The organism is Streptomyces sp. NBC_00341 (assembly GCF_041435055.1).
Lineage (GTDB): Bacteria > Actinomycetota > Actinomycetes > Streptomycetales > Streptomycetaceae > Streptomyces.
The window spans coordinates 6,984,987-7,009,079 of the sequence record NZ_CP108002.1 but is presented as its reverse complement, the minus strand read 5'-3'; the positions used below and the strand labels follow the sequence as shown (position 1 = coordinate 7,009,079).

The 24,093-nt window shown below is 71.9% G+C and carries 23 protein-coding genes; 6 read left to right on the top strand and 17 right to left on the bottom strand.

All coding sequences use genetic code 11. The features are described 5' to 3' along the window. Nucleotides 1-13 precede the first annotated feature (13 nt). From OG892_RS31525 to OG892_RS31510, 4 genes are all read right to left on the bottom strand, one after another. Complete coding sequence (locus OG892_RS31525) at nt 14-1,084, bottom strand: alkaline phosphatase family protein (protein WP_158072238.1); 1,071 nt, start codon at nt 1,082-1,084, stop codon at nt 14-16. Nucleotides 1,085-1,137: 53 nt separating this feature from the next. Beyond that, nucleotides 1,138-1,299 carry a hypothetical protein gene (locus OG892_RS31520; RefSeq protein WP_158072237.1) on the bottom strand — a complete coding sequence of 54 codons (162 nt, stop codon included), beginning with the start codon at nt 1,297-1,299 and terminating at the stop codon, nt 1,138-1,140. Between the two features lie 175 nt (nt 1,300-1,474). Beyond that, entirely contained in the window at nt 1,475-2,296 is an 822-nt protein-coding gene (locus OG892_RS31515; protein ID WP_199884367.1) for a metallophosphoesterase, read from the bottom strand. 52 nt (nt 2,297-2,348) lie between these two features. Then, nucleotides 2,349-3,329 (bottom strand): nucleoside-diphosphate kinase, encoded by a 981-nt coding sequence (locus OG892_RS31510; protein WP_073734815.1) that lies wholly within the window; start codon nt 3,327-3,329, stop codon nt 2,349-2,351. 377 nt (nt 3,330-3,706) lie between these two features. On the opposite strand from OG892_RS31510, the gene OG892_RS31505 reads away from it, so the two are divergent. Genes OG892_RS31505 through OG892_RS31490 form a run of 4 tightly spaced genes read left to right on the top strand, consistent with a single transcriptional unit; the run spans nt 3,707 to nt 7,630 of the window. Then, nucleotides 3,707-5,038 carry a nucleotidyltransferase family protein gene (locus OG892_RS31505; protein ID WP_073734814.1) on the top strand — a complete coding sequence of 444 codons (1,332 nt, stop codon included), beginning with the start codon at nt 3,707-3,709 and terminating at the stop codon, nt 5,036-5,038. A 29-nt stretch (nt 5,039-5,067) separates the two neighbouring features. Then, the gene (locus OG892_RS31500; RefSeq protein ID WP_328864980.1) at nt 5,068-6,024 is read left to right on the top strand and encodes an ABC transporter ATP-binding protein; all 957 of its coding nucleotides are present in this window, start codon (nt 5,068-5,070) and stop codon (nt 6,022-6,024) included. After that, the gene (locus OG892_RS31495; protein ID WP_073734812.1) at nt 6,021-6,794 is read left to right on the top strand and encodes an ABC transporter permease; all 774 of its coding nucleotides are present in this window, start codon (nt 6,021-6,023) and stop codon (nt 6,792-6,794) included. The genes OG892_RS31500 and OG892_RS31495 overlap by 4 nt, the downstream gene beginning before the upstream one ends. Beyond that, on the top strand, nt 6,791-7,630 hold the full coding sequence (locus OG892_RS31490; RefSeq protein WP_073734811.1) for an ABC transporter permease: 840 nt from the start codon (nt 6,791-6,793) through the stop codon (nt 7,628-7,630). Before OG892_RS31495 ends, OG892_RS31490 begins: the two co-directional genes overlap by 4 nt. A 524-nt stretch (nt 7,631-8,154) precedes the next feature. Here OG892_RS31490 and OG892_RS31485 read toward each other — a convergent pair. The 4 genes from OG892_RS31485 to OG892_RS31470 form a co-directional block, all read right to left on the bottom strand. Then, nucleotides 8,155-8,871, bottom strand: a complete 717-nt coding sequence (locus OG892_RS31485; RefSeq protein ID WP_371630844.1) for a hypothetical protein — start codon at nt 8,869-8,871, stop codon at nt 8,155-8,157. A gap of 242 nt (nt 8,872-9,113) precedes the next feature. After that, nucleotides 9,114-9,962 carry a phosphatase PAP2 family protein gene (locus tag OG892_RS31480; protein WP_371630843.1) on the bottom strand — a complete coding sequence of 283 codons (849 nt, stop codon included), beginning with the start codon at nt 9,960-9,962 and terminating at the stop codon, nt 9,114-9,116. Continuing rightward, nucleotides 9,963-10,916, bottom strand: coding sequence for a YihY/virulence factor BrkB family protein (locus OG892_RS31475; RefSeq protein ID WP_371630842.1), 954 nt, complete (start codon nt 10,914-10,916; stop codon nt 9,963-9,965). It lies immediately after the preceding gene. Continuing rightward, on the bottom strand, nt 10,916-12,661 hold the full coding sequence (locus OG892_RS31470; protein WP_371630841.1) for a diacylglycerol kinase family protein: 1,746 nt from the start codon (nt 12,659-12,661) through the stop codon (nt 10,916-10,918). The genes OG892_RS31475 and OG892_RS31470 overlap by 1 nt, the downstream gene beginning before the upstream one ends. Before the next feature lie 170 nt (nt 12,662-12,831). Between OG892_RS31470 and OG892_RS31465 the strand changes: the two genes are divergently transcribed. Together OG892_RS31465 and OG892_RS31460 are read left to right on the top strand one after the other, a co-directional pair. Then, on the top strand, nt 12,832-13,416 hold the full coding sequence (locus OG892_RS31465; RefSeq protein WP_371630840.1) for a DoxX family protein: 585 nt from the start codon (nt 12,832-12,834) through the stop codon (nt 13,414-13,416). Between the two features lie 304 nt (nt 13,417-13,720). Then, the gene (locus OG892_RS31460) at nt 13,721-14,224 is read left to right on the top strand and encodes a hypothetical protein (protein WP_073734805.1); all 504 of its coding nucleotides are present in this window, start codon (nt 13,721-13,723) and stop codon (nt 14,222-14,224) included. Nucleotides 14,225-14,390: 166 nt separating this feature from the next. Here the strand turns inward: OG892_RS31460 and OG892_RS31455 are convergent, their stop codons facing one another. The 9 genes from OG892_RS31455 to OG892_RS31415 all read right to left on the bottom strand — a co-directional run bounded on the left by OG892_RS31455 (nt 14,391) and on the right by OG892_RS31415 (nt 23,981). After that, the gene (locus tag OG892_RS31455; protein ID WP_073734804.1) at nt 14,391-15,317 is read right to left on the bottom strand and encodes an endo-beta-N-acetylglucosaminidase H; all 927 of its coding nucleotides are present in this window, start codon (nt 15,315-15,317) and stop codon (nt 14,391-14,393) included. 173 nt (nt 15,318-15,490) lie between these two features. Then, on the bottom strand, nt 15,491-16,591 hold the full coding sequence (locus tag OG892_RS31450) for a P1 family peptidase (protein WP_371630839.1): 1,101 nt from the start codon (nt 16,589-16,591) through the stop codon (nt 15,491-15,493). 106 nt (nt 16,592-16,697) lie between these two features. Beyond that, nucleotides 16,698-17,315 (bottom strand): TOPRIM nucleotidyl transferase/hydrolase domain-containing protein, encoded by a 618-nt coding sequence (locus OG892_RS31445; protein ID WP_328864986.1) that lies wholly within the window; start codon nt 17,313-17,315, stop codon nt 16,698-16,700. Nucleotides 17,316-17,404: 89 nt separating this feature from the next. Beyond that, a complete protein-coding gene (gene mnhG, locus OG892_RS31440) occupies nt 17,405-17,758 on the bottom strand; it encodes a monovalent cation/H(+) antiporter subunit G (RefSeq protein ID WP_073734802.1) in 354 nt (117 codons plus the stop codon). Then, nucleotides 17,755-18,090, bottom strand: coding sequence for a monovalent cation/H+ antiporter complex subunit F (locus OG892_RS31435; protein ID WP_073734801.1), 336 nt, complete (start codon nt 18,088-18,090; stop codon nt 17,755-17,757). Before OG892_RS31435 ends, mnhG begins: the two co-directional genes overlap by 4 nt. After that, nucleotides 18,087-18,731 (bottom strand): Na+/H+ antiporter subunit E, encoded by a 645-nt coding sequence (locus OG892_RS31430; RefSeq protein WP_073734800.1) that lies wholly within the window; start codon nt 18,729-18,731, stop codon nt 18,087-18,089. The genes OG892_RS31435 and OG892_RS31430 overlap by 4 nt, the downstream gene beginning before the upstream one ends. Continuing rightward, complete coding sequence (locus OG892_RS31425) at nt 18,728-20,380, bottom strand: Na+/H+ antiporter subunit D (protein ID WP_371630838.1); 1,653 nt, start codon at nt 20,378-20,380, stop codon at nt 18,728-18,730. Before OG892_RS31425 ends, OG892_RS31430 begins: the two co-directional genes overlap by 4 nt. Then, nucleotides 20,377-21,066 carry a Na(+)/H(+) antiporter subunit C gene (locus OG892_RS31420; RefSeq protein ID WP_371630837.1) on the bottom strand — a complete coding sequence of 230 codons (690 nt, stop codon included), beginning with the start codon at nt 21,064-21,066 and terminating at the stop codon, nt 20,377-20,379. The genes OG892_RS31425 and OG892_RS31420 overlap by 4 nt, the downstream gene beginning before the upstream one ends. Next, nucleotides 21,063-23,981 (bottom strand): Na+/H+ antiporter subunit A, encoded by a 2,919-nt coding sequence (locus OG892_RS31415; RefSeq protein WP_371630836.1) that lies wholly within the window; start codon nt 23,979-23,981, stop codon nt 21,063-21,065. The genes OG892_RS31420 and OG892_RS31415 overlap by 4 nt, the downstream gene beginning before the upstream one ends. Nucleotides 23,982-24,093 lie beyond the last annotated feature (112 nt).

The window sequence follows — 24,093 nt, the reverse complement described above, 5'->3', positions numbered from 1 at the left end:
GGGGATGAGGGGGCTATGCGTCCTGGGCCGCGCGGGGCGCGTTCCAGGCCGCGAGGGGGACGAGCATCTCGTCGTCGCTGAGGGATCCGTGCTCCCACGCGACGGAGGGGTCGGGCACGGGGAACGCCGCGGAGGTCGCGAGGGCGACCACCGCGCCGATCCGTTCGCGGACGACGGGGGTGGCGGCGAGCAGGCCGCGTTCGGCCAGGGCGTCGGGGGTCAGGACGAGCGCGTGGTCGCCAAGCGCGTCGCTCAGGACGTCCGCGAGTTCCTGCTCGTGGCCGGGCCGGGGGTAGAGCCAGCGGACCCGGCCGGCGCCGCCGCCGGGCATCCGGCAGTGCGCGGGTGCGTCCAACCTGGCCCATGCGTCCAGGAGTTCGGCCTTCGGTGCGGCGGGAACCTGGCCGTGGTCGGCATGTGCGAGGACGCTCCATCCGGCGTCGGCCCAGCGGCTGGCCGCCGTGTCGAGCAGCCGCAGGGAGGCGTGCAGGCGGTCGTCGTAACCGCTGAGGTGGATGTGGTCGTCGAGGTTCACGTAGGCCCATATCAGGGGTGGTACGTCGTGGGGGTCCGCGAGGACGGCCTCGACCTCGCTGACCGTCCGTTCGACGACCGCGACGGGATCGGTGCCGAGTTCCGTGGCCGACGACGGGACGATCCGGGCGCCGTGGAGCAGCGCCTCCACCCACTCCCCCGTCAGCCGTTCGAGTTCGGCGCCGACCACGAGGGCTGTGCGGCCCGCCGCGGCGGCACGGTCGAAGAGTGTGGGGCCGCCGTGCAGCAACGGGTTCTTGGGCGGCGTCGCGGGGCCGAAGGCGTAGGTCCCGCCCGTGACGAGGTGGGTGACGCAGTCGGCGTCCGGTGCCCGATAGACCATGCCGAGGGCGCCGTGCCGGGAGGGAGCGGCGCCGGTGACCGCGGTCAGCCAGGCGGTGGTCGAGGTGCTGGGGAACGTGGAGCGCAGGGGGCGTGTCCGCGCGTGGGAGAGCGCCGGTTCGGCGACGGCGTACGACAGGCCGTCGACCGCCAGGACGCACAGTCCGCGGGGCGCTGTGCTCAGACACCGTTCGACGACTTCGGGCACCACGCGCAGGTCGGCGGACGCTGTCGTACGTCCGCCGACGCGCGACGCCGTGCTCAGAAGTTCGGCACGCAGTCGGTGCAGGTGGTGCGGAACTTGGCGACGTGCACGGCCTGACGGTCCGTGATCATGCGCTCAACGAGACGCGGCAGCAGCATCACCGGCGCGGGCGTCGACGTGGTGGTCGTCTTCGGAGTGGGGAGTGGAGCTGTCTGCATGGATTCCTCCTGCTTGCTGGATAGCGCGAGAGAAAAGGCCAAACAACTTTCGACTTGTGCGCGAACAGGTCAACACACGGCGAGTTGGCCTGTCAACGCCGGAACGGCCGAGTGGACCTCTCAACTACGCCTGTTTTCAATAACGTTGATGATCCAGCCAGTTGGCGAAAGCCGGTCAGTTGACGAAGACCAGGGATTCCGCCTCCTCGACAATCTTCTCCGGTACGGGAGGATTCGTGAGGGTGCCTGCGTAGCGCTCGGCGTCGGGGTCCGCCGCGCGGTAGGCGCGGTCGACGGCGTCCGAGACGTCGTAGCGCGTGGTCCTGAGGCGGACGTCGGGGCCCAGCAGCGCCCAGTACGCGGTGCCCGGCTCGGCCGCGTGGTAGGGCAGCCCGACGCTTCCCGGGTTGACGCTGCGCAGTCCGGCCACCGTCCGGTCGAACTGGAGGTGCGAGTGGCCGGTGACCAGGACCCGCGCGTCGAGGGTGGCGGACAGTCGGGCGAACCGCTCGGGCGGTGTGCCCGGCGTGACCAGTTCGTGGTCGCTGCGCGGTGAGCCGTGGCAGAAGTGCACCGGGCCGAGCCCGTCGACCTCGACCACGACTCCGAAGGGCACCCGGGTGAGGAAGCCGATGGCCTCGGGCGAGTGCCGGTCGGCGATCCACGACTGGCGGGGTGTGTCGGCCGCGCGGGCGCCGGTGCCGATCTCGGCGGCGTACCGGTCGGCGTTGCCCCGCACGCACAGGGCTCGCTCCCCCAGCGCGAGGATCCGCTCGTACGTCTCCTGCGGCTGCGGGCCCCAGGTCAGGTCACCGCAGAGGACGATGAGATCGGCCGCCGCGACGTCGGGCTCGGCGAGCACGGCTTCGAACGCGGGGATGTTCGCGTGGATGTCGGAGAGCACGGCGACCCGGGCCACCGGCCCGTGCCGGCGCACCGGTCCTTCCCAGCTCGCCGGACCATGCAGGGTGACGTCTTCCGTCGTGGAGTCGTCCATCGGGGGCGGGCCTTTCATTGCGATGCTTGGTGCGGGGCGGAGCGGTCGGTGGTCAGTGGTCCAGGGCGACGGCGGCGGGCGCGGGGACACGGGCGGACCGTGTGCCCGCGGGGGTGGTCGCGCCCTGCGTGGGCCCGGTGGCCCGGGGATGGTTCAGGCGGGTGCCGGGAGGGGGTCCGATCAGGGCCGTGCCCTCGGACGGCAGCCCCTCGACCAGGTGCGCGGCGATCACTATGCGGTCCCACAACGCGAGTCCGCCCTGCCCCGCGGCCAGTTCGCCGACCCGGGCGAGGGCCCCGGCGGAGTCGGCCCGCGCCGGCCGGGCGGAGCCGGGTGCCGGGGCCAGGGGGTGGGCCGGATGCGCGGCGCAGAGCCGGCGCGCAGCGGCGACCACCCCGGCGGTCCGCGCGGGCGACGGCTCGCCCGCCAGCATCGTCAGCACCTCGTTCCGGTGGCTGTGGGGCACCAGAACGCCGACCTCCCGGACGAGATCGGCGGGATCGTCCGGCGCGTGCAGGAAATTGAGACACATCAGCTCGCAGCCGAGCGCGCCGCGCAGAGTGACGCCGTCCGTGTCCCGGTTCTTGGACGACCCCTTCAACTCGCTGAGCCGTTGGGCCGCGGACATACCCGTCTCCCGCGGACCGCGGGTGTCGCGCAGGGCGACGAAGAGGCAGGGCGGCCCGGACTCCAGGATCATGTCCACGGCCCGGATGACCGCCAGGGGCGCGGCGTTGATCTGGTAGCGCCACAGCTCGCGGCAGACCCGTGCGTCGACCCGGACCTCGCGTGCGCCGAGCGGCAGGAAACCGTGGCCGGCCAGCAGATCGAGGGCGGGCTCGATACGGCGCCCGACCACCGCGTCGGGCTTGAACATGACGAAGGTGGTTCCGCCGAGTGTCCGGCCGGTCTCCTCCGCGTCCCGCTCGTCCAGCAGAGCGGCCATCTCCCGGAAGTAGACGTCGTCCGGATACGTTCGGCGCCGTGCCGGATCGTGCGTGAAGGGGGCCTGCAACCACTGCTCGACGGCCATGTTCCTCCGGCTCTCCACTCGGTCGGGGCCCGTGCGCCAACCCGGCGCTTTCCAGCCAACTAGGCTGTATGTAGAGGTAGTTGCTCCATTGCCAATGCTGCATTCAGGGCAATACGCTGAGGCTAACGTCCACGACCGAACGCATCAAGGAGGGTCCCATGAGCGTCGCCTTCAAGAAGGTTACGGTCCGCCCGAAGCCGGGCAAGTAAACGACCGGTCGGAGCAGACGTGGATGCGGCCAGGATCCGGATTTCCGGACATCCTGACCGCGTCTTCCGTCGCCCGCCCCTGGAATTCCCCTATTCGCCACTCGTTGCCCTTGGCGCCCTAGTGGCCCTTTTCGGCCGGAGAACACGCCAACCGGGGCGGAGTCCGCGTTGACTGAAGCACCAACTGGGAACGCGGTCACGACCGACACGGTCCTCGCCCTGCTCGACGCCGCGCCCGGATCCGACCGGGACTCTCTGCTGCGTACGGCCCGTGACGGCCGGCACAAGCTCGCCGGAACCCTGCTGAGCCTGTGGGCCGTCGGCGGCGAGGCACTCACGGACGGTCAGGCGGCCGAGCTGCGGACGGCACGGGAGCGCGTCGACCGGTACCGCCGGGTCTGGGAAGAGCTTCAGGAACACGCGCCCGACGCCTTCCCCTTGAAGGGGGCGACGATCGCCGGCCTCTACCCGGCGGGTGTGCTCCGCTCGGCCGGCGACCTCGACGTCGTCTGTCCACGCCACGCCGACCTGTGGGCCTGCGCCCGCCATCTGCTGGCCTGCGGCTGGGAGTTGGTGGCCTTCACCGTGAAGCCCGCCCACCCCGGCGACACCGTCTCCCCCCACCTGGGCGCGGAGTTCCGCAAGCCGGCGCCCGACACGTCCCAGGACCCTTACGCCGTCGGCCTGTTCACCGCCGAGATCGTGACGGACGTCCACGGCCCCGCCCGACAGCTCGCGCGCCCGCCCGGCTCCGCGTGGACCACAAGCGCGGTCGCCCTGGTGGCGGAACGGTGGGAACGCCCGTTCCGCTCACGCGACTTTCTCGACCTGGTGCTCCTTCTCCAGGCGATGGACGAAGAGGCCGTACGGCAGTTCGGCGCCGACCTCGACAGGGTCGGCCTGTGGCCGGAGTGGCGGCAGGCGATGCGGGGCGTCGCCCGTCTCGGCTGGCGGCCCACGGTCGCACTGCCGCACACCCGTGCGGCGGCGGTGCGCGTACGGCTGGCGCGGTCGGTGCGCACGGCGATGCGCTGGAGCAACCCGGTGCGGGCGGCCGCGTTCGCCGCGCAGTCCGGCATCGAGGGCCGCGGGGGGCGCCCGGCCGCCCTCGCCTCCGACCTCGTGCACCGCCGGCCCGGCGCGCGCCGGCTGCTCGCCTCAGGGGTGTCTCTGTTCGGGGTGCCGCTGGGAGGCGGGGACACGGCCGGGGACACGGGTTCGAACCCTCCTGCGGGTGCCCGCCCGGACGACCCCGCCGGTGCCCGTCCGCCGGCGGCCGACCCCGCCGACGGGCTGCGCCTGGACGGGCTGCGCCTGGACGACGTCGGCCGCCATCTGGTCGCGCGGACCCCGCTGGGTTCCTTCCTACTGGTGTCGGGTGCCGCCCGGCAGGAATGGCTGGACGAGGTGGACGGCGCGGAATCCGCACCCCGCACCGCTTCCGCCCCGACCGGGCCGTCCAGCACCGGCACCTCTTCGTCCGGACGATCGGTGGCGTGATGCGCGACAGCGGCAATCGACCTGACGGCGTGCGACTCGCCGTTGACGCCCGCGGGCTGCGGCGGGAGTACCGCGTGCGGCGCGGCCCGGCGGTCACCGCCCTGGATGATGTGTCGATCCAGGTGGAACAGGGCGAGGTGCACGGACTGCTCGGTCCGAACGGGGCCGGCAAGAGCACCCTGATGAAGATCCTCTCGACGGTGCTGCTGCCGACGTCGGGAAGCGCGTCCGTGCTCGGCCACGACCTGGTGACCGAGTATCGCAGGATCCGGCCGCTGCTCGGGATCGTCTTCGGCGGTGAACGCGGCCTCTACCCACGACTGACGGCTCGTCAGAACATGCGCTACTGGGCCGCGTTGTACGGAATGTCCACGAAGAAGGGCCTGGCCAGGACGGACACCCTGCTCGACGAACTCGGCCTGGCCGAGCGCGCCGACGACCGGGTGGAGACCTTCTCTGTCGGCATGCGCCAGCGTCTGCACCTGGCCCGCGGGATCGTCGGCGACCCGCGCGTCCTGCTGCTCGACGAGCCGACCAACGGCCTGGACCCCTTGGCCGCCCGTCAGTTGCGCGAGCTGATCCAGCGGCTCGCCGGGGAGGGCCGCACGATCCTCCTCGCCACGCACGACCTGGCCGAGGCGGAGGTGCTCTGCGACCGGGTCACGATGATCAACCACGGCCGGGTGATCGCGACGGAGGCGCCGAAGACGCTGTCGCGCCTGATGTCGCGACAGGAGCGTGTCCGCGTCCGCGCGGACACCGGACTGCTCGACCGGGTGCGCGCCCTCGACGGTGTCCTCGGCGTGGAGCCGGCCGACGACGGCACGGCGGTCGTCTCCGTCGAGAGCCAGCAGGCCCTCGGCGCCGTGCTCGCCTTCGTGGTCGCCGAGGGCGTCACCGACGTACGCACCGAGCTGCCCGACCTCGAAGAGGTCTACCTTCGACTCGTCCACCGCAACGAGCAGCGCAGCGTGGTGAACCGGTGAGCCTGCTGGCCGCGACCGGGCGCTTCCAGGGCCGCCTGGTGCTGACCCACCGCGACTACCTCATCGACCTGGTGCGCACCCCGCTGCTCGCCGCCGTGTTCCTGCTGCTGGTACGGCACAACGACCGGCCGGACCTCCTCGCGTACGGGCTGCTCGCGCCGGTGCTGATGGGGATGTGGAGCATGGCCATGCTGATCTCCGGAGAGGTTGTCGACAGTGACCGCTGGCTCGGCACCCTGGAACTCCAGATAGCGGCGCCGGCCGGCTTCGCCCGCGTGGTGCTCAGCAGGGTCTGGGTGACCACGGCCATCAGTCTGCTGACGGTGGTCGAGGTCGGCGCGGTGGCGTTCCTCGGCTTCGGCATCGTTCCCGACGTACCGCATCCGTTCGTCTTCCTGGTGGGCCTGCTCGCCACCGCGGTCGCCACCGCCGGGTCGGCGACCCTGATGGCCGCCCTGTTCGTGGCGACGCGCACCGCGCGGACCTTCCAGAACTCGCTGAGTTATCCGGTACTGCTGCTCGGCGGGGTGTTCACCCCGCTCGACCGGCTGCCGGAGTGGACGCACCCGATCGGCAGGCTCCTCTACCTCTCCTGGAGTTCCGATCTGCTGCGCGACGCGCTTGACCCGGCCCCGGTCACCTCGGCCTCGGCGGCCTGGCGGACCGGCGTCGTCCTCGGCCTCGGGCTCCTCACCGGGATCGGCGGCCGGCTGCTGCTCGGCAGGGTCGTCCGGCTGGTACGGGAGACGGGGACGGTGGGGCTGGCATGACCACGATCACCTCGGCGGGCGACGGCACCCCCGACACGACCGGTCCGGGCCGCCGTCTCCAGGTGCTCGGCTGGGCGGCGCGCGCCGGAATCGCCGACTACGCCACCGTCTTCACCTGGAAGACCTGGGTGCTCGGCTGGTTCGTACGGATACTCGCCCAGATGCTGTTCTTCACCACCATCGGCGATCTGCTGGGGCCCGGGCAGGCCCGGTACCTGCTGATCGGCAACGCGGTGGCACTGGTCGCGCTGCACGGCGTCTTCGCGACGGCGTCAACGACATGGGAGTTGCAGAACGGCACCCTGCCCCTGCTGGTCGCCTCGCCCAGCAGTCCCTCCCTGGTTTTCGTGGGGCGGAGCCTGTTCTGGCTTCCGGACGGCGTCGCCTGCGGCCTGGGCGGGATACTCCTCCTCGCCCCGGTGGCGGACCTGCGGCTGACCGTGGCACGGGTCGCCCTGCTCGCGGTTCTCCTCGTCCTCGTCGCGGTGACGAGCTACTGCCTCGGCCTGTTCCTGGGTTCGCTGGTGCTGACCGCTTCGGACCTGCGCAACGTGGCGTCCAACGGCGCGTTCACGGTGATGATGATCGTCTGCGGCGCCGAGGTCCCGGTGCAGGCCGTCGGCCCCGTGCTCGGCCGGCTCGGCGACGTCCTGCCGCTGACCCACGGCCTCCTCGCGGTCCGCGAGGTACTGGCCGGGCGAGCGGGCTCCCACACCGCCGCGCTCGCGGCCTGGGAGGCACTGGTCGGGGCCTGCTGGCTCGCCGCGGCCCTCGCGTCACTCACGTGGCGGGCCCGCCGCAGCCGCCGCGACGGGACAGCCCTGTTCCTGAGCTGACCGGCCGGGCCGGGTCTGCTCGACGACGTATCGCAGCTTGCCGCCCGGTGCTCTCCGCGCGAGCGGAGGTGAGCAGGCGCTGTACGGCGATCTGAGCGCCGAACACGAGTGCTCAGCACCCAGCCGACACCCGCCACACCGCAGCGCGCCATCTGACCTGCGAGTCCTCTGCCGTGGACGGGCGCCGTGTCACGGGCTGAGCCTGCGCTCGCCTCGTGGGAGCACCCACTGCGACGTCCGGGCCGGCGGGCGTCGGGCCGCCCCATGAGGAGCCGCGTGACACGTCTCCGCGCCCCAGGCCCCGGCACCGCGCCGGCATGGCGTGAACCGCCGTCCCGTCCTGGTCCGGCGCACGCGGCACGTTCAGTGCGCGGTACTCGGCGGAAGCGTCCCGACCGCCAGATTCGCGCGCGCCACCCGGAGGCAGACGCCTCAGGAGGGCGATCGGGAGTACGGGGCTGGGGGCCAGGCCCACAGGGTGGCGGACGCGGTGCCGCCGAAGCGGAGGACGGCCCGGAGGACTTCTACGGGGTCCATGCGCCGCTGAACAGTGCCAATTCCAGTAGGTCGGGAGCGAGCGGCCAGTGCGTGGACCCGGCCAGTTGGCCGGTGACGCCGCGTACCCATCTCAGGTACATGTCGTAGCGGTGCGGGGTCCACCCGCCGTCGCTCCACAGCCAGGCAGCGAGCCTCGCGGGTTCCTCAAGCCCGATCCCCTCCCCCAGTCGTGTCGTGTGGGCGCGCAGGACACGAGCTATGCGCTGGTCGAGGATGAGCGGGCGCGGCCCCGGCGCATCCGGTACGGCGCCGCCGGCGAAGTAGAGGAACTTGGTGAAGAACGCAGGTCCGAGGCCTGCGATCGCGCCGCTCAGCCTGCGGTAGCCTGCCACAGCACCATCGGTGGCCAGCAGCGCAATAGCCTCTGCCAGCACCGCCTCGACCGGGCCCGGGCGCAGGATCTCATTCAGCCGGTGGGCTCCGTACCCGTTGTCACCTTGTCCCCAGACGTAGCTGGCGACGAGTGTCTCGGTCCAGCTGGCCGTTGCTGCCCCGGTCCTGGCCACCCCCAACACCTGCGCCCGGCTCAGCGAAGTCGGCTCACGTCCGACCTGCTCGGCCAACTCCGGGGGCCATGGCCGGATGCCGGCCCAGGACCCCGGGATGTAGCGAACTGCGTGCGCGCCGGTCCCGTCCGCGTACGGCGCCCCGTCTCCGGCCAGCCAGGCTCCCAGCTTTGCCACCGCATCCGAAGGAAGCGGACGCTCAAGCATCCGCGCGTCCAGTTCCCCAGCGCCCTCTCGCCACCCCATCGAACCCTCTCCCTAGGTTCCACCGGTTCGCCGCGACAGCAGGCATCACCAGTTCGTGATGGATTCTGTCCCAAGGAAGTGCACCCCCGCACGAGTGCGGGACGGTCTTCAGCTGATCTTGCGGGCGGAGGGTGACTGGAACCGAGTACGGCCTGGATACCTGCCCGCGCTGGTCAGCGCCCGCCGTGGTTTTGCTGATGCCCGGAGCCGGAGCCCCGCTCTTCGAGGCGGGGGCGGCCGCCGGCCACGGCGTCGGGTTCCGGGTGCGGGCCGGTGAGTTCGGGCACCAGGCCCTCGCTGACGGGAGCACGGACCCGGCCCGCGTCGGTGCGCCAGGTTTCGAACGCCCAGGAGGTGGCCGCCACCACGGCCAGGCCCAGGAGCCAGCCGCCGGCCACGTCGCTGAACCAGTGGACGCCGAGCGCGACACGGGTGAAGCCGACCCCGATCACCGACACGACGGCCAGGCCCCAGCACGCGGGCCGCCAGGCACGCGGCACCATCGGCAGCAGGGCCAGCAGCAGCACGGCACACGAGGTGGTCGCGGTCATCGCGTGCCCCGAGGGGAACGAGAAACCCGGGGCGTGCGCGACCGGGTTCTCCAGCGACGGCCTGGCCCGCTCGACGACGGTCTTGACGAGCAGTCCGATCAGTCCTCCGGCGACGGCCGTCACCGCCGACCAGGCGGCGAGCCGCCAGGCGCGGCGGTAGAGCAGCCACCCGGTGAGCAGTGCGACGGCGGCCCGCAGCGTGAAGGGGTCCCACACCCGGTCGGAGAGGAACTGGAGGACGTCCGTCCAGCCGGGGTGCTCCAGGGCGGTGCGGTGGAGGCTGTCGGCCGCGCCCTCGTCGATCCGGCGCAGCGGCCCCCACCGGCCCTTGACCAGGACCAGCAGCAGTCCGAAGGGGACCGCGGTGGCGGCGGCCACGGCGATCGCGCCCAGCAGGTGGAAGCCGAAGCGGCGGTCGGCGGCGCGGCGACGGCTCTCGCGGATACGTCGGGCGGTGGTGCGCACGGGCATTCAGACTCCCGGGTCCTCTTGGATCGGGCCGGGTACCCGGGCCCGTGACGCCTCCAGCTGGGCGGCGAAGGACAGGCCGAGGAACAGGGCGATGGACGTGAGATAGGCCCACAACAGCAGGGACATGAAGGCGCTGAGCGGCCCGTACACCGTGTCGAAGGAGTGGCTCAGCTGGAGGTAGCGGCTCAGCAGCCAGGTGAGCAGCGTCCACAGCACCAGGTAGACGGCGGAGCCGAACGCCAGCCAGGTGTACCCGGGCTGGGCGCGGCGGGGCGAGCGGCGGAAGATCGCGCTCGCCGAGATGAGGGCGAGGAGCAGGCCGAAGGGCCAGCGCAGGAAGTTCCAGACGGTCTGGGCCTCGTCGTCGAGGTGGTAGACGCTGACCGCGGCGGCCGCCAGGTCACGGCCGGCGACCATGACGACGAATCCGAGCCCCAGGGGCAGTCCGGCGCTGAGCGACATCACCAGTCCCCGCAGGTACTTGCGGTGGAAGGGCCGGTCGCGTTCATTGCCGTAGATCCGGTTGGCGCCGCGTTCGATCTGGCACATCGCGGTCGTGACGTTGACGAGCGAGAAGACGAGCCCCAGCCAGAGGGCCAGCGCCGCGCCGTCGCCCGCCTCCTCACGGCTGCGCCGCAGGGCGTCGTCGACGACCTCCGAGCTGGGTCCCGCGGCAAGCCGGTGGATGGTCAGTTCCGCCATGCGGCCGACGCTCTCGGTGTGCATGGCCGAGGAGAGGCCCACGAACGCGATGGCCATCGGGATGAGGGCGAGCACCGTCTGCAGGGCCAGCGCGCGGGAGTGGCTGAAGCCGTCGGCGTAACGGAAGCGGACGAAGGAGTCGCGCACCAGCGGCCAACGGCCGTAGCGGCGCAGGGACTGCAGGGCCTCATCGGCGGAGAGTTCGTCGCCCGACATGTCGCGGGTCACCGGGACCTTGACGACGGTGCCCATCAGGCCTCTTCCAGCGGAAGCAGCACGCTCAGGGCGCCCGGGGCGACCGTCACCGTCAGCCGGCTGCCCGGGTTGACGGGGTCGCCGTCGATCTCACGGGGGCACGGTGCGTCGAGCTTCAACTCGGCCCGCCGGAAGGTGAGGTACTCCACGCGGAGGCTCTTCCCTCCCTCTCGCTCCGTGGTGTCCGGCAGGGTGGGGCGCGGGGTCCCGGAGCGGCCCCGTAGCACCGTGGTGAGCGCCCGCAGCCAGCCGGAGGGGCCGTGCGGGTCCAGGATCATGAGTTCCAGGAGGCCGTCGTCAGGGCGGGCGGAGGGCAGCAGGCTCAGACCGCCCTGCACGGTGCCGACGTTGCCGACCAGGACCATGCGGGCCGTACGGTGCAGCGCCGGGGCGTCGTCGAGGCGCACGGTCAGCCGCACGGGGGGTGTGGTGAGGGAGGAGAGGCCGGCCAGGGCGTAAGCGGGCCAGCCCAGGACGGATTTGGCCCGGTCCGCGGTCTTCTCCATGATCGCGGCGTCGAGTCCGGCCCCGGCCATGGCGGTGAAATGGGTTGCGGGAAGCCCGTCGCCCTCGATGCGGGCGAGGTCGATGGGGCGAGGGGCGCCACGGAGCGCGGCGTCCAGTGCCTCGGCCGGGGCGAGGGGCAGGCCCAGATTGCGGGCGAGGAGGTTGCCGGTGCCGCTGGGCACGATGGCGAGCGGGACGCCGCTCCCCGCGAGGGCGTCGGCGACCGTGCGCACGGTGCCGTCGCCGCCGCAGACCACGACGAGCCGGGCACCGTCGGCGAGGGCCCGTGCGCTCTGGCCGATGCCGGGGTCGTCCGCCGTGGTCTCCACGAACACCGCCTCGTGAAGGCCGTGACTCTCCAGGACGGCGCGCACGGCCTCCTGGTCCCGCGGCCGGGTGACCGTCGGGTTCACGATGACGGTGACGGGGCCAGAAACGTCCGCGGTGCGCCCGGCCGCCGGGACGGCACGCACCGGCTGCCCGGTGGGCGGGACGATCACCTCGGGCCGGGCGAACAGCGCGTACCCCACGATCATCAGCGACAGGCCGCCGTTGACCAGGCCGCCGACGACATCGGTGGGATGGTGCATGCCCCGGTAGAGGCGGGACAGGGCGACCAACAGCGGCAGGAGCAGCAGCAGGGTGCCGGCGATCCTGCGCCACGGGCCGCGCATCCGGGAGAGGGCGAGGAAGGCAAGGCCCGCGTAGAGCGCGGTGGCGGCGCCGGTGTGGCCGGAGGTGTAACTCGACGTCGGCGGGGAGGCGTCGAGACGGTGCACATCCGGCCGCTGGCGGTCCACCGACAGGGTGATGACCAGGAAGACGAGTGCCTGGAGCGAGACGGACACGGCGAGGAAGCCCGCTTGGCGCCACATCGGCAGCCTGGGTACGAACACCAGACCCAGGCAGGCCAGCAGAGTGATGGCGATCACCGTCAGGGTGTTGCCCGCCTCCGAGCCGATGAAGGACACGGTGGTGAGGGCGCCCGTGCGGAGGTGTTCGAAGCCCTCGTCGACGCGGTCCTCCGCGGTCATCGGCCAGACGTGGGCGGCGGGTCCGGTGATGAGCAGCCCGGCGCCCACCATCAGCGCGGCCTGTCCGACGGTGAGCGCGGCGATCCGGCCGGCCGTACCCCCGAGGCCGCGAGGCAGCGCGAAGGCCCGGCTCCCCCGCGGGGTCCCGGTTGAGCTCGTATCGGGCAGTCCCACGGGTCTTTCCGGTAGAGCGATCGGCATCGGAGTCCCCCTTCGTGTACACAACTCGCGGCGGCCGACGTTCACGACGCTGTCTCCGTCGCCCGATCGGCGTCTGCCCCGGAACTCGTCCGGCAGGCCTCCTGTGTGTGACAGGGCACCGCCTCTGTCTGCCGCGTATGCCGCCCGTCTTCACGGGCAGACGAAGACTCATGGCTGTACTGAGAAGAATCGCCCGCCCGCTGCTGGCCGCCCCCTTCATCACCGAGGCGGGGCACGCGCTGCGCAGCCCACGCCCCCTCGCGGCAGGCACCGCCTCCCGGGCACGGCAGATCGGCGTCACCGCTGACGATCCGGAGCGACTGGTCCGGCTCAACGCCGCCGTCCAGATCGCCGCGGGTGGAGCACTCGCGCTGGGCCGCTTCCCCCGCACCGCCTCCCTCGTCCTGGCCGCGAGCCTCGTGCCGACCACCCTCGCCGAGCACGCACGATGGAAGGAGGAGGACCAGGAACTGCGTAAGGACCAGCGCTTCCACCTCGCGCGCCGCGTCGGTCTGTTCGGCGCGCTGCTGCTCGCCGCCGCCGATACCCATGGCAAACCGTCGGCCGCCTACCGTGCCCGCGCGGCGGGGCACACCGGCCGGAAGAAGGCCCGCGGTGCTACGGCCAGGGCGGGCGGACACCTGCACTCAGCGATCGAAACGGTGGGCGCGGGCACGTCCGACGCCCTGAGCGGCGCCGGCCGGGCAGTGAACTCCGCTGCCGGGTCCGCACGCGCGATACTGCCGGACCGGTAGGACCGGACCGGCAGGACATATGACGTGCGGACCCCTCGTGAGGTGGCGGCCGGGCAGGAGAGGTACCTCACGGACCGGACTTCCGGCCACCCCGTCTGAGCTGCGCGTTGACGGGCAGATGAGTTCAGGTCGCAGGGGTGGGCCGCCGAGTGCGCCCGACCCTGCGGCAACCCGAGCGGGTCCGTGAACCGAACAGGTCCGTGAACCGAACAGGTCCGTGAACCGAACAGGTCCGTGAACCGAACAGGTCCGTGAACCGAACAGGTCCGTGAACCGCAGCGACGCCGACGGAAGGTCGTTACCGATGTCTCCTGTGACGGAGCAATGGGAAGATGTACTCAGAACCCACTTCGCCCTCGGCGAGGAGCGGCCCGCCGTACGGGCGGCGGCGGTCTTCTCGGCCGACTCCGGCTTCTTCGCCATCGCCGGCTGCGACGGCGAGGACGGCCGGCGGTACTTCCGGCCCGCCGCGGATCCGGGTGGACAGCTCCCGCACGCAGGCGCTTTGGACCAGGCCGCCCTGGAAGCCCTGTGGGCGGCCGGCGAGGAGACCGGGCCCGCTCCGCTCGTCCGTCTCGGCGAGGTCGCGTGGCACCGCGAGAGCCTGGAGCAGGTCACGGACGCGGTGACCGGCAATGAACTCGACCTGGTACTGCTTCGCGAGGGCGACCGCAGCATGTGGGTGGTACGGACCCGGCAGGGCCTGTGCATCTTCGCGCTGGCCTACGGGGACAACGAGGGCCACGTGTCCGAAGCTCGCTCGTTCGCCCTCGAATTCGACTCGTTTCTGGTCGGCCAGGGCTACTGATCTCCGCCGCCCGACTCGTGCCCCGAGGACCGTGGTGGAGCAGCGCAGGACGCGACCCGTACCGGCCGTGCCTCCGGTATCGCTGTCGGAGGCACGGCCGGTACGGGTCGCGTCCTGCGCGAGGCCGCAGCCCCGAAGGGGTACGCGGGCAGGACGTTCGGTCGCCCTACGGCGTGTAGCGGGCGTCGCTGCCGTACAGCTCCCTGGTGAACGCGGAGACGTCGGCACTGCGGTCGGCGCCGTCGAGGTTGTACGTCAGGTAGACGCCGTACCCCTCGCTGACGGTACGGCGGGCGAGATCGGCGGCCGTGCTCTGCGAGGTACCGCCGATCTCGACCGCCGCCGGCGACAGCTTCGACTTGGGCAGCGCGATGCCGGGGACCTGCCAGCTGCCGTAGTACGGGTTCCAGGCGTAGTCGAACTCGGACGAGACGTCCACGCCGTCGTAGGAGAGCCGCGAGGCGGCCGGGCCGATGTTGTAGAGGCTGACGATCTTGTCCGGCATGTCCGTGCGCAGCGCCGTCACCAGTTGTACGAACGAGCTGTCGTTGGGCTGGCCGGTGCCGTTGTTGCCGTAGTCGGCGTACTCGTCGTCGAAATCGATGCCGTCGAGGCCGTACTCGGCCACGGTGTCGGAGAGTTGCGTCGCGAACGCCGAAGCCGCCTGCTGGTTCGGGAAGTTCGCGAAGCCCGCGCCCTCGTGGTTGCCGAGCACCGAGAGGACGACCTTGATGCCCTTCTCCTGCAACGGCCGTATCTCCGTGGCTGCGTTGTCGAGGACGCGCTGCACGTTCTCGTTGAAGTGCAGATACGCCGCCTTCGTGCCCGTGTCGTAGTTGATGTTCGCCGCGAAGATCACGGCGACGTCGAAGACGTTGCCGCCGTCGGCGAGGGTGTACTTGCCGACGTTGAGCATGCTGTTGTTGTTCACCTCGACGTACGCCACCGAGGTCGGTCCCTGCTTCGTGGGAGCCGGAGCGGGAAGCGGGGCCGCTGCCGCGCCGGTCGTGACGGTCGTACCGAAGGCGAGGGCCGCGACGGCCGAGAGCGCGAGCGCGGCCGTCCGTACTCTGCTGCGTACCGGAGTGAGCATCGTTGATCGTTCTCCCATCGCATAGGCCGGCGCCACGGACCTGTTCGGGAGCGCCGGACGATCGCCCCGAGCCTTCCGCTCCCGTCACCGGATCCCGGGAACCTCGCGCGAACCCTCACGACTCCCACCCACGCTGCACAGCAAATCCGGCAGTCGGCGGTTTGACGACAGCCCTACCGCGTCGGCACCCCGCGGGCCGCCAGGAGTTCGGACAGCCTGTCCAGTGGCAGCGCCTGGACGTGATGGCCCGCACGGCCGGTCATCGAGTGGGCGCCGGTCAGCACATTGAGCACCGCCTCCTCCACCGACTCGACGACCGCGCCGTAGAAGGGGTCCATCCGGCCCCACGGCACGAACCGCATCGACTCGTACGGGGCGCCGTCGTCGTCGGAGGGGAACGTGCTGTTCAGGGCGGACTCGTTGGCCGTGGAGAAGGCCAGGAAGATGTCCCCGGAGAAGTGGCTGCCGGTGGTGCCGGTTCGGGCGAGGCCCAGGGTGACGCGTCGGGCCAGCGCCTTGCACTGCCCCGGCAGCAGGGGCGCGTCCGTCGCCACCACCACGATCACCGAGCCCGCGCCGGGCGGTACCTGACGTACGCCGTCAGGGGCCGGTCCCGGGCTGTCCGGCAGTTCGAGGCCCACCGGCACACCGGCCACCACGAGTTCGCGCCGCGCACCGAAGTTGGCCTGGACGAACGCGCCGACGGTGTAGCGGTCGTCCCCGTACTCCACCACGCGCGACGCGGTTCCCGAGCCGCCCTTGAAGCCGTAGCAGCGCATCCCCGTACCGCCTCCGACGCAGCCCTCCTCGACCGGACCGGAGACGGCCGCGTCGATGGCGGCCGCTGCGTGTTGGGACCGCACCGCCGTGCCGTGGATGTCGTTGAGGTGGCCGTCCCAGGTCTCGGTGACCACGGGCAGCAGCCATTCCGGTGCCATGCCGCCGCAGTTGGCGCGCACCCACTCGACCACGCCGCGGTGGACCGGGCCCACCGCGTAGGTGTTGGTGATGAGCACCGGCACGGCGAGGGAGCCGCTCTCCTCGATCCAGGCGGTGCCGGTCATCTCCCCGTTGCCGTTGAACGAGTGCCAGCCGGCCGCGCAGGGCAGCCCGACACCGTCCCTGCCGCGCGGCAGCAGCGCGGTGACTCCGGTACGCACGTCGTCGCCCTCGCAGAGGGTGACATAGCCGACCTCGACACCGGGCACGTCCGTGATCGCGTTCCACCGGCCCGGCTCGCCGGTCAGCGGAATGCCCGACTCACGTGCCCTCATGCGGTTCTCGTCCACGGACCTTCCCCTCACATCGTCGTCATTGATGCGTGATGCGTGATGCGTGATGCGCGCAGAGGATACGGGACCGGCCCGGCGGCCGAGCGGGTCAGAGGCCGGTGAGCAGGTCGTCGAGCGGTGCCGGCACGCGGCCGGGGTCGAGGGCCTCCACCAGGACGCGGCCGTAGTGGATCTTGCGCCCCTTCTTCGTGCCGAGGAACCGCCGCAACTGCGCCTGCGGGGTACGTCCCCGTTGCGCGGGCTGGCGGAGGAAGGTCTGTAGCGCACGCAGATCGCCCTCCTCCCGGACGAGTTCCCGCACCCGCGCCACTCCCAGCGCGCGGATGAGCTCGTCCTCCAGGTCCGCCGCGCAGACGAAGTACTCCGACGGCTCGGCGCCGGACCGCTGGAACGCGCGGCTGAAGTAGCCGCGCTCCGCCTCGTCGCACAGGCCCGTGAGGCGCAGCCCGAGTCCCGTCGGCCCGAGGAGGCCGGCGAACCGTCCGACGCTCATCGCGCCGCCCATCGACAGCACGCAGACTCCTTCGGCCGCCAGATGCCGCCCACGCCGCGCGGCCAGCGCGTCGACCGCTGCCACATCACTCGGGCCCTCCAGCAGGACGACCGTGCTCACGGGCAGCCGCTCCGCCAGTTCACCGGCGGGGCCATCGGGTCCACCGGCCGCCCACGCGGTCACCGCTTCCCGGAACGCCTCCATGTCGGCCACGGCATGATTCTGGGGTCTTTCCGGCCGCCGCGGTAGGGGATTTCCCGCTGGTGGGCGCTGTTCGGTGCCGCTGTCAGCGGCTGTCCCCGTCAGCTCTCCTCCGTCAGCTGCTCGTCCAGTTCGTCGAAGAGCAGCTCACCGTGGTCGACCTGACCGGTCCGGTACGCGGAGCGCGCGACCAGGTGCGCGGCGACCGGGCCGGTCATCAGCTGGAAGAAGCCGATCAGTGCCAGGGTCGCCAGGTCCATGCCGCTGCGCAGCCGCAGCGCGACCCCGGCCAGCACGATCAGCATGCCGAGGGACTGCGGCTTGGTCGCGGCGTGGCTGCGGGACAGGACGTCCGGCAGCTTCAGCATGCCGATCACGCCCAGCAGGCAGATGGCGGCGCCGAGGAGGACCAGGACCGCACCGGCCGTGTCGGTGATCTGGAGCCAGACGCTCATGGTGTCTCCCTGCCCGGCCCCTCGGGACCGTCGGCGCGCGCTCGGCCCGGCGGCCGGTCGCGTACGGCGATGAAGCGCGCGATGCCGACCGAGCCGGTGAAGCCGAGGAAGGCCAGCACCAGCATGATCGGGAAGTAGAACGGGTCCCGGGCGAAGGCCGACTTGGCGCCGAGCCCGGCGATGATGAGGGCCGCGCAGACGTCCAGCGAGATCGCCCGGTCCAGCATGGAGGGTCCCCGCCAGATCCGGGTCAGCAGACCCGCTCCGGCGATGACGATCACGACGACGGCCGCGATGAGCAGACCCCGGTCCACGGCTTCCGGAACGCTCATGCGTCCTCCCCCTGGTCTTCCGGCCGCTCGCCGGGGTGCGGCGCCGTCGGTGGTGGGCCGGCGACGCGGGCGATCTCGTCGCGGGTGCCGAAGGCCCGGACCGTCAGCTCCTCCATGCGCCATACCGAGCGCCGGGCCGCGTCCAGTTCTGCGGGCCGGTCCGCGTCCAGGACGTGCAGGAAGACGGTGGCCGTGGCGCGGCGTACCTCGACGACGGAGCCGCCGGGCACGTTGGACATCGCGACGGCGGTCGCCGTGAGCATCAGGTCCGAGCGGCAGCGCAGTGGTACGGCGATCACGGCGGCCCGGTGCGGACGGTCGGCGAAGATCTGCCGGGTGACCTTCACGCCGGAGGTGTACATGTCGTAGAGCAGGAAGCCGGCCAGCCGCAGGATGCCCCAGGGGTGCAGTCGGAGCCCGAGGTCGACCTGCGGGAGCGGGAACGCCAGGCAGACCGCGACCGCGACCACCACTCCGGTCAGCACGTTGGCCCAGTGCAGGCTGGACCAGAGCAGCACCCAGATGACGGTGAGCCAGGCGATCAGCGGCAGGTCGAGCACGCGTCGGCGGTGGCCGCGGAACTCGCAGCTGAACGGCGGCAGGTCCTTGTTCCGGTAGGAGAACCTGATGAGTCGTCTCACCGTCCGAGCACCGCCTCGATATAGGGGGAACGTGCCAGCAGCTCGGCGGCCGAGCGGTCGGTGTACGAGGTCAGCGGCCCGGCGAACACGGTGAAGGAGAGCCCGAGCGCGACCGTCGCGGCGGTGGCCCAGGTCATCGGCCTCGGCAGCTTCGTGGTGGTGGTGACGGCGTGGCCGTGCAGGGTGGCCGCCACCGCGCGCCCGGCCGGCTGGTGGCGGATCCGTACCCCTTCGTCGCCGGTGCCGGGCATCCGGTCCGGGCCCTCGTCGGCGTCGCTGTCGTCCTCCTCGTCGGACTCCAGGACCGTGCCGTCCAGCGCCTGCCCGGGGGGCGCGGCCCGCCAGAACGCCAGGTTCCAGACCTTGGCCATCACGTACAGCGTGAGCAGGCTGGTCGCCGTCGAGCCGATGACGAGGATCCAGGCCCAGACACCGCCGTCGGCGACACCGGCGCGCATGAGTCCGAGCTTGCCGATGAATCCGGACAGCGGCGGGATTCCGGCCAGGTTCATCGCGGGTACGAAGAAGAGGACGGCGAGCAGCGGGGCGGCCTTGGCGATGCCGCCGAGCCGGGTGAGTTCGGTGGTGCCGCCGCGCCGTTCGATCAGCCCCGCCACCAGGAAGAGCGTGGTCTGCACGGTGATGTGGTGGACGACGTAGACGATCGCACCGCCGTACGCCTGCCGGGTGGCGAGGCCGATGCCGAAGATCATGTAGCCGATGTGGCTGATGAGGGTGAAGGAGAGCAGCCGCTTCAGGTCGGTCTGGGCGACGGCCCCCAGGATGCCGACGACCATCGAGGCGAGGGCCGCCGCCATCAGCAGGTCTCCGAGCCGGTTGCCGGGGAAGAGCAGCGTCTCGGTGCGCAGCATGCAGTAGACGCCGACCTTGGTGAGCAGTCCGGCGAAGACCGCGGTGACCGGGGCGGGCGCGGTCGGGTAGGAGTCGGGGAGCCAGGCGGCGAGAGGGAAGACGGCGGCCTTGATGGCGAAGACGGTCAGCAGCATGGCCTGGATCAGGGTCTGGACGCCCAGCGGGAGGGCGGCCAGGCGCCCGGCCAGCTGGGCGAAGTTGGCGGTTCCGGTGGCCGCGTACGTCATCGCGATGGCGGTGAGGAAGAGCATCGAGGAGAACAGCGAGATGATCACGTAGGTGGAGCCGGCGCGGACCCGGGGGCCGGTGCCTCCGAGCGTGAGCAGTACGAAGCTGGCGACCAGCATGATCTCGAAGCCGACGTAGAGGTTGACCAGGTCACCGGCGAGGAAGGTGCAGGAGACCCCGGCGACCAGGATCAGGTAGGCGGGGTGGAAGACCGCCACGGGTGTCTCCTCGTCCCGGTCGGCCATGCCCTGGCCGAGGGAGTAGACGAGGACGCAGAGGGTGACGGCGGAGGAGACCGTCAGCATCAGGCCGGAGAGCCGGTCCGCGACCAGCGTGATGCCGAGCGGCGGCGCGAAGTCACCCAGGTTCACGGTGAGCGGACCTTCGATGTCCGCGTCGATCATCAGGGTGACCGAGAGGCCCAGTACGGCGGTGAGCACGGCGACGCTGATGAAGCGCTGGAACTGTTTGAGCCGGGTGCCGAAGGCGAGGCTCAGGCCGGTGGCGCAGAGCGGCAGCAGCACCGGCAGCGGGACGAGTGCGTTCACCCGGTGTCTCCTCGGTTCGGGTCGTCGGGCCGGTTCGGGTCGTCGGGCGTGGAGTCGGGGGCGGGGCCGGGGCCCGGGTCGGCGCCGGGAGGATTGCCGGGGGCGGGGCCTTCACCGTCGGCCGTCGCCGCGTAGTGCTCCGGGTCCGCGCCCAGGACGTCGTGCCAGAGGTCCCCTGACGCGTCCCGGCCGCGGGCCTGGAGGGCGCGGTCGGCGCGCAGTCTGGCTCTCAGCCGGCGGCGCTCCGCGCGGTAGCGGCGGCGTTCCTCGTCGGTGCGGTCGGACTCGGACCGGTACCGCTCGCGCAGTTCGTCGCGCTCCCCCAGTACCTCGGCGCGCAGCACGATGCGCCGGTCCTCCAGGTCGTCGTGGACCTCGTCCGTACCGGTCAGCTGGTGGCTGCGGTAGGCCATGGCCAGGAGGAACGCGGTGGTGGCGAGCGTGATAACGATGGCGGTGAGGGCGATGGCCTGGGGCAGCGGATCGGTGACCTTGCTCAGCGCGACGCCGTAGAGCAGGGGTTCGCGGCCGGCCGTTCCGGTGGAGGACAGGACGAGCAGGTTGATGCCGTTGCCCGCGATCACCGCGCCCAGCAGGATCCGGGTGAGCGGCCGGGTGAGCATGAGGGCGCCGCCGACCGCGCACAGGACCGCGGCGGTCGCGAGGAGGGAGGCGCTGACGGTCATCCCGCGCCTCCCGTCCCGGGTGCCGGTCCGCGTCCGGCGGCCCGGTCCATGGCTTCCTGGGCGGCGGCCCGCTCGATCTGCCGGTCGACCTTCGCGCCGAGGGCCCGCACGATGTCCAGCACCACGCCCAGCACCAGGAGATAGACACCGAAGTCGAAGACCACCGGCGTACCGAAGTGATAGGCCCCGATCACCGGCAGGTGTCCTTTGTACGTCCAGGCGTGCAGGACCGTGCCGTCGGCGAGGCCCAGCAGGGCGACGCCGGTGGAGAGGAAGAGGCCGAGGCCGGTGAAGAGTCCCGGCTGCAGCGGGGCTGCCTCGGCCAGTTCGAAGCGGCCGCCCGCCAGGTAGCGGACGATCAGGGCGACTCCGGCGACCAGTCCGGCGACGAAGCCGCCGCCCGGCATGTTCTCCGCGCAGAACAGCAGGTACACCGAGAGCACCAGAATCGGGTGGAACAGCAGCCGGGCCACCACCTCGAAGACGACGGAGCGGTGCTCGGGCGCGAGCGTGGCGCCGGCCGCCAGCCAGCCGCGCTCCGGCGCCCCCTCGTCGCCGTGCGGCAGCCCCGACAGCCGGGGCGTGGTCAACGACCAGGCGGTGTGCCCCTCCCGCTCCGGGGGCGCCGCGGCCCCCTCCGCCCGGCGGTGCAGATAGATCAGGCTCGTCACACCGATCGCGGCGGCGGCGAGCACGGCGGACTCCCCCATCGTGTCCCAGGCCCGCAGGTCGACCAGGATGGTGGCCACCACGTCCTTGAGGCCGTGGTGCGCGGTCTCCTCGACCATGGCGGCGCCCGCCGGCCTCGCGGTGCGCGCCGCCGCCGCGACCCACACCACCACGCTCAGGGTGGCCGCCGCTGCCAGTGCCACCGGGATGCGCACGGCACGGCGCCAGCTGCTGACCGACTCCTGGAAGTGCACCGGCATCCGGCGCAGCACCAGCACGAACACGATCATCGACACGGTCTCCACGCAGAACTGCGTGAGCGCCAGGTCGGGCGCGCCCTGGACGACGAAGAGCAACGCGGTCCCGTATCCGGTGAGTCCGGCGAGCACCACGGCCTTCATGCGGCGTCCGACGGTGAGGCAGAGCAGGGCCGCGGCGCAGGTCAGTACGGCGACCGCACCTTGCAGCGGTGCGTCCCAGAGCCGGGGCGCGGCGGCTCCCCGCCAGGGCCGGTCCGTGGCGAGCACGGCCAGCTGCCCGCCGAGCATCACGAGCAGCGTGGTGGCGAGGTAGACGGAGAGCGAGCCGCGCTGGACGAAGCCGGTGATCTGGAGGGAGAGCCGCTCCAGGCCGAGCAGCAGATGCCCGAAGACGTTGTCGGCGGTCGGCCAGGCGATCCGCCGGGAGAGCCGGGTGACCTCGCCGCGCCACGCGAAGAGCGCGGCGCCGCCCGCCACGGCGACGGCCGAGAGCAGCAGCGCGGTGCCGAATCCGTGCCAGAGCGCGAGGTGGTAGGGGTGCGCGGGGGCCGGGAAGGCGTCCGCGTAGGCGCTCAGCAGGCGGTCGGTCCACCCGACGCCGGGGCCGAGGACCAGTCCGCAGGCGGCGAGCAGGGCGGGCGGGGCGAGGAAGGCCCAGCCGACCCGGTGGACCGGCGTGTCGGTGACGCCGGGCTTGCGCAGGAAGGCTCCCCAGACGAACCGGACCGTATAGGCGACGGTCAGCATCGATCCGGCGACGGTGATGCCCAGCGCCCACCGGTCCGCGGTGTCACCGTGCAGCAGCGCCTCGAAGGCCGCCTCCTTCGTGGCGAAGCCCAGCAGCGGGGGCAGCGCGGCCATGGACGCGGCGGCGATCACGGCGACGGCGCAGACGTGCGGCAGCGCCCGTCCGACACCGGAGAGTCTGCGCAGGTCCCGGGTGCCGGCCGCGTGGTCGACGATGCCGGTGACGAGGAACAGTGGCGCCTTGAAGAGGGCGTGCCCGAGGATCATCACGGCGGCGGCCAGTGCCGCGTCACGGTTGCCGATTCCGGCGAGCAGGGTGAGGAAGCCGAGCTGGCTGACGGTGCCGTAGGCGAGGACGAGTTTGAGGTCGTTGAGCCGCAGCGCCCGCCAGCCGCCGAGCAGCATGGTCGCGGCGCCGAGGATCATCACGACGGGCCGCCAGACGGGGACATCGGCGAATCCGGGTGCCAGGCGGGCGACCAGGTAGACACCGGCCTTGACCATGGCGGCGGCGTGCAGGTAGGCGCTGACCGGGGTGGGCGCGGCCATGGCGTTCGGGAGCCAGAGGCTGAACGGCCAGATCGCGGACTTGGACAGCGCTCCGCACAGGATCAGCACCACGGCCACCGAGACGGCGACGCTCGTGCGGGGCGGGTCCGCGAGGATCGCGGAGATCCGGTAGGTACCCGACGCCTGACCGATGATCAGGAAGCCGACCAGCATGGCGAGGCCGCCGAAGGTGGTCACGGTGAGCGCCTGGAGGGCGGACCTGCGGCTGTGCCGGTGCTCGCTGTTGTAGCCGATCAGGAGGTAGGAGAAGACCGTGGTCAGCTCCCAGAACACATAGAGCGAGATCAGGTCGTCGGCGAGGACGAGGGCGAGCATCGCCCCGGTGAAGGCGAGCAGGTTCCCGCCGAATCCGGCCAGTTGCGGGGTGTCGTCGGTGAAGTACGAGGCGCAGTAGAGCAGGACGAGCGTGCCGACACCGGCCGCGAGCAGCACCATCAGTTCGGCCAGCGCGTCCAGGCGCAGGCCGAGGGCGACGTCGTAGTCCGGGATCCACTGCCACGACCAGGTGACAGAGGCGCCGGAGGCGGCGGTGTCCCACTGGGCGAGGGCCCAGCAGGTGGTGGCGGCCGGCGGCAGGGCCAGTACGACGAACGCGCGCGTGCCCAGTCGCCGGACCAGCGGATGGGCGCACGCGGCCAGGACGAAGTGGCAGACGATGAGCGCGGTCATACGGCTCCGCGGGTCGGTCCGCCGCAGGGGGTTGCAGAACGGGCAAAGGGCACTAAATACAGATATATCCCTGAACCGGCTTCACCCGTACGGCGCGCCGCGCCCACCCGTG